The following is a 14,419-nucleotide window of genomic DNA, read 5'->3' as shown; positions in this document are numbered from 1 at the left end:
CTGAAGAAAATTAAAACCTATAGTACTTACATCGATTTAGCGATTGAGCGCGATATGAAAAAACGCAATTTTATTGTTGAAAATAGATTCAAAGAGATTTGGAGTCATTTCCCGGTGCTATTGCCGGTCACATCGATATTTGTGGGCGTTTTCTTACTCGCGGCCATCTTCAATCACCACCAATTACGCAAACATGCGCTGAACGATGGAAGCGATTCGATCAATAAACTAGAACGTTATATCGATACCATGGCGGATGATTTGCAGACGCTCGCCATCAAGGTTGGGGATGATTGCAGCGAACAAGACAAACTGGCGCTAAGGGCAAAGGTTTTCAACTCGAGAATGTTGAAAGAAATCGGCCTGTATAAAGATGGCATCGTTTACTGCACGAGCAATGAAGGCCCATCACAAATTCGGCTCTTTAACTCAACCTTGCAACGTATTGACGCCTCCCCCAAACACATCACCATTTCTCTTACCGAATCGAAAAGCAAACTAAAAACCTTTTTTATTTACTCATCTTCAAATAAGAAACGAGGCATCAACGCACTTCTTCATCCTCAGCAGTTTTTGGAACTCATTTCACCAGTGTTTGAAGAACGTAAGTATGGATACCAAGTTCATGTGCTCAACGAAGTCATCCAAAGCAATCAAACACAGCCCGGCTTAAAACTCTACAGTTTTTCGTCCTCGCTTTACCCTTTATCTATCAGCGTTTATCTGACCAGCGAGTCATACCAAAATCACTATTTGTCGCATGTGGGTGAGACCGTCTCTATCGCCCTAGTCTTATCATTGCTCTACTTGATGATCCGATACCAAACATTAGTAAAAAGATCCGTTGAATACTCACTCGTTAATGCAATCCACCAAGAACAAATCGAACTCTACCTGCAACCTATCGTTGATATTCACTCCAGAAAAGTGGTGGGAAGTGAAGCTCTAGTGCGTTGGAACCATCCGGTACAAGGGCAGATTTCTCCGGAGCAATTTATCCCTCTCGCAGAAAAGCTAGGGATCATTGATCGCGTAACAGAATACGCGTTTAGAGAGGTCACACGTTTTCTTAAACGCAATCCAGACTATTGTGAACACAACTACATCAGCATCAACATTAGTCGTTACCAAATCGTCAAACCTGAGTTCGTCGAATATCTGACAAACTACGCCAAGCGCCATCCAAAACTGGTCTCAAGAATACTGTTGGAGCTCACAGAGAACGTTGATCTCACTTCCGAGCAACTTGATTTAGCACTCACCCATTTAACACAAATCCAATCACTCGGTTTTGAAATTGCCATTGATGATTTTGGCACTGGTTACTCGGGATTAAACCTCATTAGGCAAATGAAATTTGATGTGGTCAAAATCGACCAAGTGTTTATCAAAAGTTTGCATTCAGATTCCAATATTAAGCCGGTTTTGAAATCGATGATTCAACTCGCGACAGACTTGGGGATGAGAGTGATTGCGGAAGGCGTGGAAACCGAATATCAAATCGAACAACTCGAGCAACTTGGCGTTAAATACATCCAAGGTTTTTACTACGCCAGACCGATTAAGCCTGAAGACTTTGCAGTGTTCTACCAAATGAGCGACACCGCACACATACAAGCTCAGCCTGTTCCTAGGTGGAACGCGGATGGCTAACCCGAACAGCCTTACCTGATTTCCCCTCTCAATATGGCTTCCTGCTCTGTGAAAGATGGGTGATCTATCGCCCATTTTAGGGCGTAGATGGGGAGAATGATGTCGCACTTATCGGTTCCTTTTATGATTAGCTAGCTATCATAAAAATAAGGACTATTACGTGAAACATTGCCATACTCTCATCACGGCGAGTATATTGCTCGCGACAAGCACTTCGGCCTTTGCTGCGCCTAGCTTATCGGTTAGCACTACCACCACGAGCAGAGACTTTCCTTTGACCGCTTCAGAACCCCTCGTTCTGCCACTCACCAAACAACTCTACCAACTAAAAATCTCAGATGTTGAGGGGGAATGCGAGGCGCCTGCCGAACAAAAAGTGAAGTTTCGCCGCCCTTTACAGTTGAACTGCGGTAAAGAAACACTGCTTGACCTCAACGTTCGCTTCGCTGGTGATTACTCCTTTTCTTACGATGAAGAAAACAAAACAATCGCAATCGCAAGGGAAGCCAAAAAAAGTAAGCAAACCGTATTTAAACGCCCGATTCCCAATGTGCAGTGTGAACAATTGTCAACCGACCCTGCAACGTTGGATCTCGCCGAAACTTATCCAGATGGCACGAAGTTAAAAGAGGCATTCAGCGGACAAGTTGTCACGGTTGAAGATGGGAAGGTCACACTTAGCCCAGCACAAACAAGCGGGGGGCTGGTTCTCCTTGAACCGATAGAAAGCCAACCTAACGCCTTTCCATTTAGTTACAGCAACGCCAATATCTACTTTGTGATGGTGGATAGATTTAATAATGCTGACTCATCCAACGACCAAAGCTATGGCCGACAGAAAGATGGTAAACAAGAGGTGGGCACATTCCACGGTGGTGACCTTAAAGGCGTAACGGCAAAACTAGACTACATAAAAAGCTTAGGGACCGATGTGATCTGGCTGTCGCCGATTGTTGAGCAAGTTCATGGGTTCGTGGGGGGCGGAGAAAAAGGCAGCTTCCCATTTTATGCCTACCACGGTTACTGGACGCGAGACTTCACCAAGATAGATGAAAACTTTGGCAACGATAATGATTTAGAAATCTTGGTCAACGAAGCTCACAAGCGAGGCATAAAAGTTTTCCTCGATGCAGTGATCAACCACTCTGGATATTCCACATTAGCGGATCTCCAGTTCGACAACATTGATGTTGTTAACCCGCAATCACTGCCAAGCAAATGGGCACAATGGTCTCCAAATGGCAATGAGAACTGGCATAGTTACCACCAAGCGATCAACTATCAAAGCGACAATTGGGTAAACTGGTGGGGGCCGGATTGGGTTCGAACTGGTCTGCCTGGCTACTCGAAACCGGGCTCAAGTGACATCACCATGACATTAGCAGGCCTACCCGACTTTCTCACCGAAGCCGACCAGCCCGTCACGCCGCCTCAGTGGTTACTCGATAATCCAGGAACACGAGTCACCAAAAGAGACAATTTTACCGTCTCTGATTACTTAATCAGTTGGCAATCTGACTGGGTCAAACGCTTTGGTATTGACGGTTTTCGCGTAGACACCGTCAAGCATGTTGAAGGAGATGTGTGGCGCAGACTCAAAGCGTCCGCCTCCCAGAGCCTTGAACAGTGGCGCAGAGAAAACGGTAAACAAGGCGAGCCTTTCTGGATGATGGGAGAAGTGTGGGGCCATTCGGCGTATCGTTCGCCTTATGTGGATGACGGCTTTGATGCATTGATCAACTTTGATATGCAGAAAAAACTGGATAAAGGTGCCGCATGTTTTAGCCAAATGCAGGATACCTATCAAAATTATGCTGATTCAATGCAAGAAACGCCTGATTTTACTCCGGTAAGCTACATGTCATCTCATGACACAGAGCTATTTTTCGACCGTTTCAAGTCGTTTGAAATGCAGCGCAACGCCGCCAATGCGCTCATGCTAAGTCCAGGCGCTGTTCAAGTGTACTACGGGGATGAAATCGCTCGTGAGCTTGGCCCATACGCCGATGATTTCCATCAAGGCACTCGCTCAGACATGCTGTGGAAACTCGACACCGAGCGCAAAGCCCTCTTAGAACATTGGCAAACTCTCGGCCAGTTTAGACAACGACACCCTGCCATTGGTGCCGGTCAACACAAGCTCATCCCGAATGAGTCCGCCTATGTATTTTCTCGTACCCTTGGCAACGATAAAGTCGTAGTGGGTTACTTGGGAAAATAATCTAAATAGAAAACGAGCTCAAATGAGCTCGTTTTTTAAGGTTGGTCGTTTGGCAAAATCAAACGGGTTCGATATTCCTGATCCGCTTTTGCTTCCGCGACCATTTGAAGCACGAACAAACTCGTGTTTCTTACCCCACATTTGACGTCACACGGCTGTCGGTATTCGATTGGCAGAGTCTCATCTTTTGCGAGTATTTCATCTGAATAACTCTTTTCAGGTTGATGAAGATCTTCTTCGACCGGATTATTCAGCGAGTAGAGAAATAGCGGCGACGTTTGACTGTTCGCCCAGCTCAGCGAAGAGAACGACAGCAAGAGCAACAGACTCACTCTAATCAACATAATTCATTCCTTCTATGATTAACTGGCGCAGTATAACCATACACCTATAAAAAGCAAAAAAGCTCCCGAAGGAGCTTTTGTATCGCTAAAAGGTTGGCTTACTTATTGTCTCGGCGAGCTTGGACCGAATCGGCCAATTGGCGCAACACTTTCTCAGTGTCTTCCCAGCCAATACATGCGTCAGTGATCGATTGACCGTAGTTAGGCGCAACGCCGTCCACTAGGTCTTGTCGCCCTTCAACCAAGTGAGATTCAATCATCACGCCAAAGATCGCCTCTTCACCACCGGCAATTTGACCTGCGACATCATCACTCACAACCATTTGGCGTTGGTACTGCTTAGAGCTGTTTGCATGGCTAAAGTCGATCATCACTTTTTGAGGCAGGCCAGAAGCTTCAAGCTCAGCCTTGATCGAACCAACATGATCTGCACTGTAGTTAGGCTCTTTACCGCCACGAAGGATAATGTGGCAATCTGGGTTACCTGCGGTTTCTACAATCGCAGAGTGACCATACTTGGTAACAGATAAGAAATGGTGAGATGCACTTGCGCTGCGAATCGCGTCCGAGGCAATCTTAATATTACCGTCAGTACCATTTTTGAAACCCACTGGGCATGAAATACCAGAAGCCAGTTCACGGTGCACTTGTGATTCTGTGGTACGAGCACCGATTGCCCCCCAACTGATTAGGTCTGCCACATACTGTGGTGTGATCATGTCGAGAAATTCACTTGCAGTTGGGAGCCCCATATCCGTCAAATCGAGAAGCAGCTTACGGCCCATACGCAGACCGTCGTTGATCTTAAATGTATCGTTTAGGTAAGGGTCGTTGATGAGCCCTTTCCAGCCCACTGTCGTACGTGGTTTTTCGAAATACACACGCATTACAACTTCAAGTCGGTCGCCCAATTCATCGCGTAGCACCTTTAAACGCTTGCCGTATTCAATCGCGGCTTCTGGATCGTGGATAGAGCACGGACCAACGATAACGAGTAAGCGGTCATCCTCACCTTTTAAAATATTTGAAATCGCTTGGCGGGAGCGAAACGTGGTTGAAGAGGCGGTTTCTGTTGCTGGAAACTTCTCTAAAACAGCAACTGGTGGTAATAATTCTTTTACTTTGCTGATTCGTACATCATCTGTCTGGAACATTGCTACTACTTCCTATTTCTCTTGGCGTGAGCGCCAGCATCCAACGGGTTGATGCATAATTGCTCAACGTGTTTTTCCTGTTCCTTGTAACTTATCTATCAAAAACCAAGGTTGCAACCACTATTTTTACCAAAAGGCAATATTTCCACCAATTTTACACTTTACGATTTGTGTAAAAATAAAATTACACCCGGTAATTTGCGGTTAAAATCCGCGATTTAGCGGCAGATATTCGCTATGTGTGATGCAATATCCGATTGATATTGCTATGGTAATACCACTATAAAAACAACGCAGTATCATCATGACCGCGATTAATTTTTCGAATGTCAGCAAATGGTATGGGCAATTCCAAGCCCTAAATAACATCCAACTCTCGGTATCCAAGGGAGAGATTCTGGTCATCTGTGGCCCTTCTGGATCGGGTAAGTCCACCCTGATACGAACAGTCAATGGACTAGAAAGCGTATCGGAAGGCGAGATCTCTGTTCTTGGTTCATCCATTGATCAAGTCCCACCTGGAAAAGTGGGTATGGTGTTCCAACACTTTAATCTCTTTCCTCATTTAACTGTGTTAGAAAACTTAACACTGGCCCCTGTTCGAACTCTCAAGCTCTCTAAGCTCGAAGCCCAACAACGAGCAATGCATTACTTGGAGCGGGTCAACATCGCTGAGCAAGCATCTAAATACCCAATCCAACTTTCAGGGGGGCAACAACAGCGTGTCGCTATCGCTCGGTCTTTGTGCATGCAACCAGAAATTTTACTATTCGATGAACCAACATCAGCCCTAGACCCAGAAACGATTCAGGAAGTTCTTGATGTAATGATCGACCTTGCCAACGACGGCATCACAATGATGTGCGTGACCCACGAGATGGGTTTCGCGAGAAAAGTCGCCCATCGAGTGATCTTTATGGACAAAGGTGAAGTACTAGAAAGCGCTCCTCCTGAGCAGTTGTTCACCGCGCCGTCTCATCCACGAACAAAGCAGTTTCTCACCCAAATACTCAGTCATTAATCATGGTTAACATACTTAAACCCGTTTTTTCCGCCATTTTTCAGATATTGCTGCTCGCTGCGGGGCTATGGTGGCTGTTGGATTCAGGTGCCAAGACGATGGGCTACCAATGGCAATGGGACCGAGTACCTGACTACATCGCCTTTTATGAAGAGGGAGAATGGTGGCCTGCTGAGCTTATTGAAGGCCTGTTTGTCACGATAAAAATATCGTTAATCAGCCTACTCTTTACCTTAGTGATTGGGTTAACCACCGCTTTGCTAAAACTGTCCAACTCGGTTGTCGGGCGTGCGCTAGCGACTGGCTACATTGAACTGATCCGCAACACTCCGTTGCTGGTGCAGATCTATCTGCTCTATTTTGTCTTTGGTCCTGTGATTGGCTTAGACCGCTTTGCAACAGCGGTACTCGCTTTGTCCCTCTTTCAAGGTGCTTACACGGCCGAGATTTTCCGCGGTGGCTTGAATAGTATATCGAAAGGCCAGTTTGAGGCGGCCAAGTCATTGGGGCTCAATCCGTTTTATACCTACTATGATGTTATCTTGCCTCAGTTGCTGCAAAGGACGCTGCCGCCTTTGACCAACGAAGTGGTATCGTTGGTCAAAAATTCCTCCATTGTATCTGTGATGGCGATTTTTGACCTCACTACGGAGGGGAGAAATATCGTCGCTGAAACTGCGATGCCATTCGAAATCTGGTTCAGCGTCGCAGCAATTTATCTGCTGCTCACCCTGTCATTGTCCGCTTTGTCTGCTCTCCTTGAGCACAAATTGGGCGCTAGTTGGCGAACACAATAAGGAACAACCATGAAAACATTAGGAAAGTTCGTATCGAAAAAGAGCTTCAAGCGTGCCATTACCGCACTACTTGGATTGGCGATTGCACTGCCTTCTATGGCGAGTGACACGCCCAACATCAATAAAATCAATGAGCGCGGTACATTGCGCGTTGGTATGTCAACGTTTGTCCCTTGGGCTATGCGCAACACTCAAGGTGAGTTGATTGGCTTTGAAATCGATGTTGCCAAGCGCCTTGCCGCAGACTCTGGCTGGAAAGTCGAGTTCGTACCCACTGCGTGGGATGGCATTATTCCCGCGCTATTGGCACAGAAATTCGATGTCATCATCGGCGGAATGAGCGTCACGCCAGAGCGCTCTAAAAGCGTGTTGTTTTCGACGCCATACTCGCACTCAGGGGTTCAAGTAGCCGCGAACACAGAGCTCGCAGCTGGATTTTCAGAGTTCAGTGACTTCGACTCTCGCCGCGTAAAAATAGCCGCCAGACGCGGAGCATTTACCGTTCAAGTGGCTCGTGAGACGTTCCCGAAAGCAAAAATCCTTCAATTTGATGACGACGCGCAAGCATTCCAAGAAGTCCTCAATGGCAACGCACACGCGGTAATCGCCTCGAGTCCGAAACCAGAGCATGAAGCGGTCAAACATGCCGATAAACTGTTTATTCCTTTCTCAGAGCGTTTGTCTAAAGGCAATGAAGCCTTTGCGGTTCGTTTAGGGGAAGAGGATAAAAAAGCCTTTTTCGATGAGTGGATCAACGCCAGAACTCAAGATGGTTGGTTAAGCGAGCGCTATGAGTACTGGTTCTCCACACTAGATTGGCAAAATCAGGTCGCAAACGGTCAATAAACATAACGAAGTGGTAGTAAAGTGAGTAATGTACAATCCGCATCTGCACCCGTTGTTGCAGAAAGCAAATTCAAGTTCAATAAGCTAGACGTCACTCTATTGTTTGGCTTGGCGCTTCTTGTCGGCTGGCTCTACTACCGCTCTTCAATTGGCGTTAACTACCATTGGCGATGGCAACAAGCCTTTGACCTCATTTTTACCGCGCGGTCCGATGGCTCACTGCCCTACTTTTTTCAAGGTTTGGTCGCGACACTGCGCCTAAGTATTTGGGGAGGTGTACTCGCCTTCACCCTAGGGACATTACTTGGTATCGGTAGGCAATCGCGGTTTACCCTCATCCGTCAGCCTATCAATATTTTCATCCAGTTAGTTCGCAACATTCCGCCATTGGTGTTTGTGTTTATTTTCTATTTCTTTATCTCAAACCAATTAATCCCTTTATTAGGTCTAGGAGAAATACTCAGAAACCATTCCGGTGACATTACCTCACTGCAATCTCTGTTGTTTGGTCCCGCAGCGCTGTGGGAAAACTTGCTTTCTGGCGTGCTTTGCATTGGTATTCTGTCTTCAGCTTACGTCGCAGAGATCGTCCGCTCAGGTTTAGCCAGCGTTGAAAAAGGTCAATGGGAGGCCGCAGACTCACTGAGTTTATCCACTTGGGTGAAGTATCGCTATGTGATTGCGCCGCAAGTGCTTGTCACGATAACGCCAGCATTGGCAGGACAGGCGATTTCGCTGATTAAAGACACGTCGATTGTGTCCCTGATTTCGATTCAAGAAATGACGTTTGTCGGCACCGAGATGGCGAACTCGTCTGGGTTAATTTTTGAAATTTGGTTGATTGTCGGCCTAACGTATTTGACGATTTGCTTAGCCCTTTCCATGCTCTTTAAAAAGCTAGAAAGTCATATTCTGCGCCATCAGCGCAAGTAAGCAGGGTAACGGAAGCTCATGTAACAAAGATAGGTAAGGCTACCAATCGTGACACCACTGATATTGATCGCCAAATCACTATAAGAAAACTGTCGAAGCGGGAAATACATCTGCGAAAACTCATCGATCGTGACGGCAATAAGCAGCAACCCGACCCAAGGTGAGATTGGAACGCTTGAGTATTGATAGAAGCTTTTTGGGGTTGCCCAAGATGCAAAAAAGCCCAGCGTTGTGGCTACGATAAGGTGCATTGCCCAATCGCCGCCCACCAGTGTTTCCATACCAGTAACAATGTGACCGTAAATATCAAACGATTTGGCCAAGGATGCAGAACCACCGATAGCGACTAACGCTACCCACAGTAGCAATCTTTTCCCAAACAAATCTGACAACGACAACATAGATTTCAACTCAACTCCTAAAGGGCAGCAAAGGTTAACCTATGTTGTACCGTGTGAACAGTCAGTTAGGTTAAATAATGGTCAAATAACAGTAAGACAAACAGTGTCATTAAATGGTAGATCGAGAATTTGAAAGTTTCGATAGCTGAACCTTCATTCGGGTTAAATTTTAGTTTCCAAGCGTAACCAATAAACCCTAGGCTAAGAAAAACCGATCCTATCCAGTAAATCGTGCCGCTCATTCCTACCAAGGCAGGCATCAAACAGACCAACGCCAGAAGAATGGTATACAGCAAGATAGACGTTTTCGTGTACTCCACACCATGGGTGACTGGCAGCATTGGAATATCAGCTTTTGCATAGTCCTCTTTGCGGTGAACGGCGAGCGCCCAAAAGTGAGGAGGAGTCCAAATGAAAATAATCATCACCAGTAACCAAGCGTGAGCATGTAACTCTCCGGTGACGGCAGTCCAGCCCAATAGTGGAGGCATCGCACCGGCAATACCTGCGATGACAATATTTTGTGGCGTCGCTCTTTTTAGGTACATGGTATAGATCACCGCATAGCCAACCAAACTGGCAAACGTCAGCCAAGCGGTCAGTGGATTGACCAACGCATAAAGAATCACGAAGCCAATCAAGCCAATACTGGTTGCAAACATCATCACATGACTGGCTTTGATGTCACCAGACGGCAACGGGCGCTTATAGGTCCGTGCCATGATTGAGTCGATTCGTCGGTCGATGAGATGGTTATAGGCGGCGGCTGACCCCGCCATCAACGCAATTCCGATCAGTCCAAATGAGGCTTGTTGAAGAGGCAATGCATCCGGCACCGCGAGGCACATTCCAACCAATGTTGTCAAAAGCATGAGTGCAACCACTTTGGGTTTAGTTAGAGTAAGATACACATGCCAGTTGGCGCGAGACGACGCTCGTGTGTAGTGAATCGTTTTACTCATCGTACACCTTCCTTATCTAACAATTCAGAGTGGGTCACTCGACTGGTCGAACGGTCAAACAACACATAGTTGGCTCTTAGCACTGCAACTAGCAGCAGCGCCGCCCCCAAGTTGTGCCCAACAGCCACGACCAACGGCAGGCTAAACACCACGTTGCTAATACCAAGAAGCAGTTGCAGCGTAAGCAATGCCACCAGCCAAACTGCAGTTCTAACCAATACTTTGCTTTTTGCTGATAGCAGTTGAAACGCCAAGGCAATCACCACAAGCGTCGTCAGTATTGCGCCAAATCGATGGGTCACATGAATTGTCATTCTGGCTCCGTAATCAAGGGTGCCAAACTCGTAGCTTTCGTGTTGGGGTTGAATCAGCTCAAACGCGGTAGAGAAATCGAGATAGCTTGTCCAGTCCCCCTGACAAATCGGCAAGCTGGTACACATCAAGGCGGCATAGTTTGACGACGTCCACCCTCCCAAAGCGATTTGCAAAACCACAACGACTAGGGCGAGTGCTGCCAGTCCCTTCGCGCCTTTTGGAACAGACAAAACCGCTGCCGACGGTGTCGATTTATCTTTGAGCCGCCAATAGAGTATCGCCAGCAAACAAAATAACGAGAAACCGCCAAGCAAGTGTCCCATCACAACAATGGGCATCAACTTCATAGTCACTGTCCACATACCGAGCAATGCCTGAAATACCACGACCAACGAGAGCGTCAGTGGCAAGCCAATCCCTAAACTCTTTTCTCGAATACACCGAAACGAAATGAGGAAAATGATCAACCCAAGCGTGCCTGCAAAATAGCGGTGAATCATCTCAAGCCAAGCCTTGTTGGCTTCAATGGTCAGTGAGGGGTACAAAGTTTTGGCCAATGCGATCTCATGGTGCTCATTCGGCACAGTCAAGTGACCATAGCAACCGGGCCAATCTGGACAGCCCAATCCAGCATCTGCGAGTCTTGTATAGGCGCCAAGCATAATCACGACAAAGGTTAACGCCAAACTAAGCCGCACTAAATTTATCAATTTCATCAACGTGCTCCCTGTCTTAAACCGTGTGAACGCTTACCCTACTCGCGATAGTTTGAGTAGCTTGCGTAAATCGGCCAACACATCCTTGCTTTGTTGGACCAAGTCACTTTCTGTTTTCACTTTTGGATAACGCATGACTAACTGCCCTAGAGGATCAACAATCACGACCTCGAATCCTGAGACCAAGTGGTCCAAATTACCGCTTACATTAACCACGCTAAATTGCTCGGCTACCTTTGGCATCACCTCATTGTCCGAGCGAACCAGCAATACTGGAGAAACCCGACCTTGGTACTTGCCAAGCGCGGTATGACTTTGCCCCAATAGATAGAGTTGCTGCTGGCAAAATGCCTCACAGCGACTCGGCATCACATAGGCCAACTGCCACTGACTTCCAGCATAGGGGTTGTCGATGCCGAGAGTTTGGTAACTGACACTTGGCTCAATCAACACGCCTCGATTGGTCACCCCAGACTGATACCAATGATTGGTTAACACTGTCTTGGCCAAAATTGCAGGCAATGCGAACATCAGCACTAATGTGAGAAATATGATTCTTCCTCGCCACACTGGATTACTCATGCGCCACTCCTTTGTTTATCGCTCTCACGAACACCCAACCACTTAACCCAAGCAGTGCCGCTGCCATCGCAAACCACTGCACTGCATAGCCAATGTGCTTTGATGATGTCATTGGTACGGGCTGCCATGGTTGAGGATACGTCCAATCTTCAACTTGGGGCTGAAATACATAAGGCTCTAACGGCTGCTGCCACTCTTCGGCCAATCGTGCCAAGTTGAGATTTTGAATCCTTATCACTGGTCCTGACTCAGCAAGCAGGTGGTCACTCAAAGGGTTGTTCGAACGTTGATATAAGCGTCCTACCACCTCTATGGGCTGATTTAACCATTCAACCCTAGGCAACACTGAGCGGCGCTCCGCTGCTGGTACAAATCCTCGTTCGAGTAACACCCCTTTCCCCTGCTCATTTATCATCAACTGCATCGCCAGATAGCCAACTTGTCCCTGATAGGTTTGGTTATCCAGTAGCAGATACTTCCCGCTCACTGGCGTAAGACGAGCCTTGACCTTAACGCCAGTCAAATACCCCTTCGTCTGGGATTCCAACTCACTCATCGATATCGGCTGAGAAAATTCTCGGCTGCTAAGGTATTGCTCCATCGCCAGTTTCTCGTCTGCTCGCCCTAACTGCCACAAACCCAAGTTGATCAATAGCGAAAAGACAACCAAAGTTAATATCAAAGCTAACCAAAAAGTTGGTCTCTTTACTAAAAAGCCTAAGGACAACCTCATGGTATTTCTTTTCAAATTGCTGCTTGTGGTGTTATTGCTGTTCATTATTTTCAACCTAGCTCGCGCAATGATCGAGATGGTCAAAGGACCACAACAAGACGACGAAGATAATCAGCAGCCCGACAAACCAATGAGCTTCTACCTTGGTCGTCGTGTGTTTCTTTCTGCATTGGCCGTCGTCCTTATGGTTGCCGCATTGCTTAGCGGTTTTATCGACCCAAACGTGCGCCCCTACTAGCGGTCTACAGCACGTAAACAAAGACAAACAGGCATAACCAAACCACATCAACAAAGTGCCAGTACCAGCTGCCCGCTTGGAACGCAAAGTGATCTTTCGGCGTAAAGTGGTCTTTCGCAATCCGAGCAAGTAAAACAATAAGGAAGGTGGTACCAAGCAGCACGTGCATGCCATGAAAACCCGTCAGCAAGAAAAAGGTATTACCGTAGATCCCCGATTGAAGCGTGAGACCTAGATCTTGATAGGCATGAGCATATTCGACACCTTGGTAATACAAAAAGAAGCACGCCAACACTATGGTGATCTCAAGCCACACAATCAGCGCCATCCGTTTATTTTGCTCCAAGCTGGTATGCGCAAGGTGCAGGGTAATCGAAGAAGTCAGCAGAATTAGCGTATTAATAAGAGGGATCCCTTGCCAGCCCATGGCCTGCGTTTCGGTGCCCCCTGGCGTTGTCGTTAATGGCCAAAGCGCTTCAAAGGTTGGCCAAAGCACTTCATGGGTCATCGCATTGTTACTGGCACCACCTAACCACGGGACGGCTATCACGCGGGCATACAACAAAGCACCAAAAAATGCCCCAAAGAACATAATCTCAGAGAAAATAAACCAGCTCATGCCTTGTCGAAATGAGCGCGAGATTTGCTCTGAGTATTGACCGCTCATCGACTCGGTAATCACATTGCTAAACCAGCCCGCAAACATGTACAGCAAGAAAAGAAATCCCGCCAACAAGATAAGTTTGCCAAACACGCTGCCATCGCCACCCTCGGCCATGTTTTGCACCGTTAGCCCCGCCCCAACCGCGATTAGAAATAGGGCAACCGCGCCGACAATGGGCCAACTACTCTGAGCGGGAACATAGTAAGGTTGATGTTTTGAGCTCATTGGGCTGCTCCTTGCTTTGGTCTTGAAGGTATTGAGGACGTGTCAGTTAATGACGCCACTTCTAACGAAGCGTCTACAGACTGAGTAATGTCATACAAGGTATAAGAGAGAGTAAGGGTGTGGATCGAATCGGGAATATCAGGCTCGATATAAAAGATCAGTGGCATTTCGGCGCTGTCTTGACTTGCCAGTGGTTGCTGATTAAAACAAAAACACTCGATCTTATTGAAATAGGTTGCGCCTAACCCTGGGGACACGGAAGGTACCGCTTGGCCAACAATCTCTTTCGCGGCGAGATTTTTTGCCACAAACGCTGTTTGTATGACTTCACCAGGGTGGACATCCATGTAGGCTTGCTTTGGCCCAAACTGCCATGGGATCCCTTGATTTAAATGAGCCATAAACTCCACGCGGACAACACGAGAGGTATCCGCAACCATCCCTTGAGGCTGAAGAACAGATTCTGTGTTGGTTTTGCCGTTGATGCCAAGCGCATCACACATCACATCATAAAGAGGCACCAGCGCAAAGCCGAAGCCAAACATCGCCATGGTTGCCACGAGCAGCTTCAGCGTCAGTTTCTGATTCGACTTTGCTTGGCTCATAACGCCCCC

The 14,419-nt window shown here is 47.1% G+C and carries 16 protein-coding genes; 7 read left to right on the top strand and 9 right to left on the bottom strand.

The genetic code is table 11. The features are described 5' to 3' along the window. Positions 1–54: 54 nt before the first annotated feature. Both U9J37_RS19345 and U9J37_RS19340 read left to right on the top strand, forming a co-directional pair. Positions 55–1,653 carry an EAL domain-containing protein gene (locus U9J37_RS19345; protein WP_005470251.1) on the top strand — a complete coding sequence of 533 codons (1,599 nt, stop codon included), beginning with the start codon at positions 55–57 and terminating at the stop codon, positions 1,651–1,653. A 160-nt stretch (positions 1,654–1,813) separates the two neighbouring features. Then, on the top strand, positions 1,814–3,874 hold the full coding sequence (locus U9J37_RS19340; RefSeq protein ID WP_043886566.1) for an alpha-amylase: 2,061 nt from the start codon (positions 1,814–1,816) through the stop codon (positions 3,872–3,874). Between the two features lie 35 nt (positions 3,875–3,909). On the opposite strand, the gene U9J37_RS19335 is transcribed toward U9J37_RS19340, so the two are convergent. Both U9J37_RS19335 and aroG read right to left on the bottom strand, forming a co-directional pair. Beyond that, positions 3,910–4,218 carry a hypothetical protein gene (locus tag U9J37_RS19335; protein WP_005470104.1) on the bottom strand — a complete coding sequence of 103 codons (309 nt, stop codon included), beginning with the start codon at positions 4,216–4,218 and terminating at the stop codon, positions 3,910–3,912. A gap of 98 nt (positions 4,219–4,316) precedes the next feature. Beyond that, positions 4,317–5,372: a 3-deoxy-7-phosphoheptulonate synthase AroG gene (gene aroG, locus U9J37_RS19330; RefSeq protein WP_005470060.1), complete on the bottom strand. Its 1,056-nt coding sequence runs from the start codon at positions 5,370–5,372 to the stop codon at positions 4,317–4,319. A gap of 304 nt (positions 5,373–5,676) precedes the next feature. Here aroG and U9J37_RS19325 point away from each other — a divergent pair, with 304 nt between their 5' ends. The 4 genes from U9J37_RS19325 to U9J37_RS19310 are packed head-to-tail and all read left to right on the top strand — an operon-like array spanning position 5,677 to position 8,969. Beyond that, positions 5,677–6,393 (top strand): amino acid ABC transporter ATP-binding protein, encoded by a 717-nt coding sequence (locus tag U9J37_RS19325; protein WP_005469910.1) that lies wholly within the window; start codon positions 5,677–5,679, stop codon positions 6,391–6,393. Positions 6,394–6,395: 2 nt separating this feature from the next. Then, on the top strand, positions 6,396–7,190 hold the full coding sequence (locus tag U9J37_RS19320; protein WP_005469980.1) for an amino acid ABC transporter permease: 795 nt from the start codon (positions 6,396–6,398) through the stop codon (positions 7,188–7,190). Positions 7,191–7,199: 9 nt separating this feature from the next. Continuing rightward, complete coding sequence (locus U9J37_RS19315; RefSeq protein WP_005470291.1) at positions 7,200–8,036, top strand: transporter substrate-binding domain-containing protein; 837 nt, start codon at positions 7,200–7,202, stop codon at positions 8,034–8,036. Positions 8,037–8,057: 21 nt separating this feature from the next. Further along, a complete protein-coding gene (locus U9J37_RS19310; RefSeq protein ID WP_005470269.1) occupies positions 8,058–8,969 on the top strand; it encodes an amino acid ABC transporter permease in 912 nt (303 codons plus the stop codon). Here the strand turns inward: U9J37_RS19310 and U9J37_RS19305 are convergent. The 5 genes from U9J37_RS19305 to U9J37_RS19285 all read right to left on the bottom strand — a co-directional run bounded on the left by U9J37_RS19305 (position 8,957) and on the right by U9J37_RS19285 (position 12,627). Then, positions 8,957–9,337 (bottom strand): VanZ family protein, encoded by a 381-nt coding sequence (locus U9J37_RS19305; protein ID WP_322414055.1) that lies wholly within the window; start codon positions 9,335–9,337, stop codon positions 8,957–8,959. The two genes, U9J37_RS19310 and U9J37_RS19305, sit on opposite strands and share 13 nt — an antisense overlap. 98 nt (positions 9,338–9,435) lie before the next feature. Further along, on the bottom strand, positions 9,436–10,332 hold the full coding sequence (gene cyoE / locus U9J37_RS19300) for a heme o synthase (RefSeq protein WP_005470292.1): 897 nt from the start codon (positions 10,330–10,332) through the stop codon (positions 9,436–9,438). Continuing rightward, complete coding sequence (locus U9J37_RS19295) at positions 10,329–11,363, bottom strand: COX15/CtaA family protein (RefSeq protein ID WP_043886569.1); 1,035 nt, start codon at positions 11,361–11,363, stop codon at positions 10,329–10,331. The genes cyoE and U9J37_RS19295 overlap by 4 nt, the downstream gene beginning before the upstream one ends. Positions 11,364–11,396: 33 nt before the next feature. Then, positions 11,397–11,945 carry a redox-active disulfide-containing membrane protein gene (locus tag U9J37_RS19290; RefSeq protein WP_039474744.1) on the bottom strand — a complete coding sequence of 183 codons (549 nt, stop codon included), beginning with the start codon at positions 11,943–11,945 and terminating at the stop codon, positions 11,397–11,399. Next, positions 11,938–12,627, bottom strand: coding sequence for an SURF1 family protein (locus U9J37_RS19285; RefSeq protein ID WP_322414054.1), 690 nt, complete (start codon positions 12,625–12,627; stop codon positions 11,938–11,940). Before U9J37_RS19285 ends, U9J37_RS19290 begins: the two co-directional genes overlap by 8 nt. Positions 12,628–12,676: 49 nt before the next feature. Here U9J37_RS19285 and U9J37_RS19280 point away from each other — a divergent pair, with 49 nt between their 5' ends. Beyond that, positions 12,677–12,916, top strand: coding sequence for a DUF2909 domain-containing protein (locus tag U9J37_RS19280; RefSeq protein WP_005469923.1), 240 nt, complete (start codon positions 12,677–12,679; stop codon positions 12,914–12,916). Between the two features lie 4 nt (positions 12,917–12,920). On the opposite strand, the gene U9J37_RS19275 is transcribed toward U9J37_RS19280, so the two are convergent. After that, positions 12,921–13,805, bottom strand: coding sequence for a cytochrome c oxidase subunit 3 (locus U9J37_RS19275; protein ID WP_005469963.1), 885 nt, complete (start codon positions 13,803–13,805; stop codon positions 12,921–12,923). Beyond that, positions 13,802–14,410, bottom strand: a complete 609-nt coding sequence (locus U9J37_RS19270; RefSeq protein ID WP_005470092.1) for a cytochrome c oxidase assembly protein — start codon at positions 14,408–14,410, stop codon at positions 13,802–13,804. The genes U9J37_RS19275 and U9J37_RS19270 overlap by 4 nt, the downstream gene beginning before the upstream one ends. Positions 14,411–14,419: the final 9 nt, after the last annotated feature.

The sequence above is a fragment of the Vibrio sp. 16 genome (genome assembly GCF_963681195.1).
GTDB lineage: Bacteria > Pseudomonadota > Gammaproteobacteria > Enterobacterales > Vibrionaceae > Vibrio > Vibrio sinaloensis_D.
The sequence above is the reverse complement of the archived record's forward strand: the minus strand, read 5'-3'. Positions and strand labels throughout refer to the sequence as shown.

Coding starts and splice junctions, on each gene's coding strand:
- U9J37_RS19345 (WP_005470251.1), top strand. CDS start 55: ATGAAAAAACGCAATTTTATTGTTGAAAATAGATTCAAAGAGATTTGG.
- U9J37_RS19335 (WP_005470104.1), bottom strand. CDS start 4,218: ATGTTGATTAGAGTGAGTCTGTTGCTCTTGCTGTCGTTCTCTTCGCTG.
- aroG (WP_005470060.1), bottom strand. CDS start 5,372: ATGTTCCAGACAGATGATGTACGAATCAGCAAAGTAAAAGAATTATTA.
- U9J37_RS19325 (WP_005469910.1), top strand. CDS start 5,677: ATGACCGCGATTAATTTTTCGAATGTCAGCAAATGGTATGGGCAATTC.
- U9J37_RS19320 (WP_005469980.1), top strand. CDS start 6,396: ATGGTTAACATACTTAAACCCGTTTTTTCCGCCATTTTTCAGATATTG.
- U9J37_RS19315 (WP_005470291.1), top strand. CDS start 7,200: ATGAAAACATTAGGAAAGTTCGTATCGAAAAAGAGCTTCAAGCGTGCC.
- cyoE (WP_005470292.1), bottom strand. CDS start 10,332: ATGAGTAAAACGATTCACTACACACGAGCGTCGTCTCGCGCCAACTGG.
- U9J37_RS19295 (WP_043886569.1), bottom strand. CDS start 11,363: ATGAAATTGATAAATTTAGTGCGGCTTAGTTTGGCGTTAACCTTTGTC.
- U9J37_RS19290 (WP_039474744.1), bottom strand. CDS start 11,945: ATGAGTAATCCAGTGTGGCGAGGAAGAATCATATTTCTCACATTAGTG.
- U9J37_RS19280 (WP_005469923.1), top strand. CDS start 12,677: ATGGTATTTCTTTTCAAATTGCTGCTTGTGGTGTTATTGCTGTTCATT.
- U9J37_RS19275 (WP_005469963.1), bottom strand. CDS start 13,805: ATGAGCTCAAAACATCAACCTTACTATGTTCCCGCTCAGAGTAGTTGG.
- U9J37_RS19270 (WP_005470092.1), bottom strand. CDS start 14,410: ATGAGCCAAGCAAAGTCGAATCAGAAACTGACGCTGAAGCTGCTCGTG.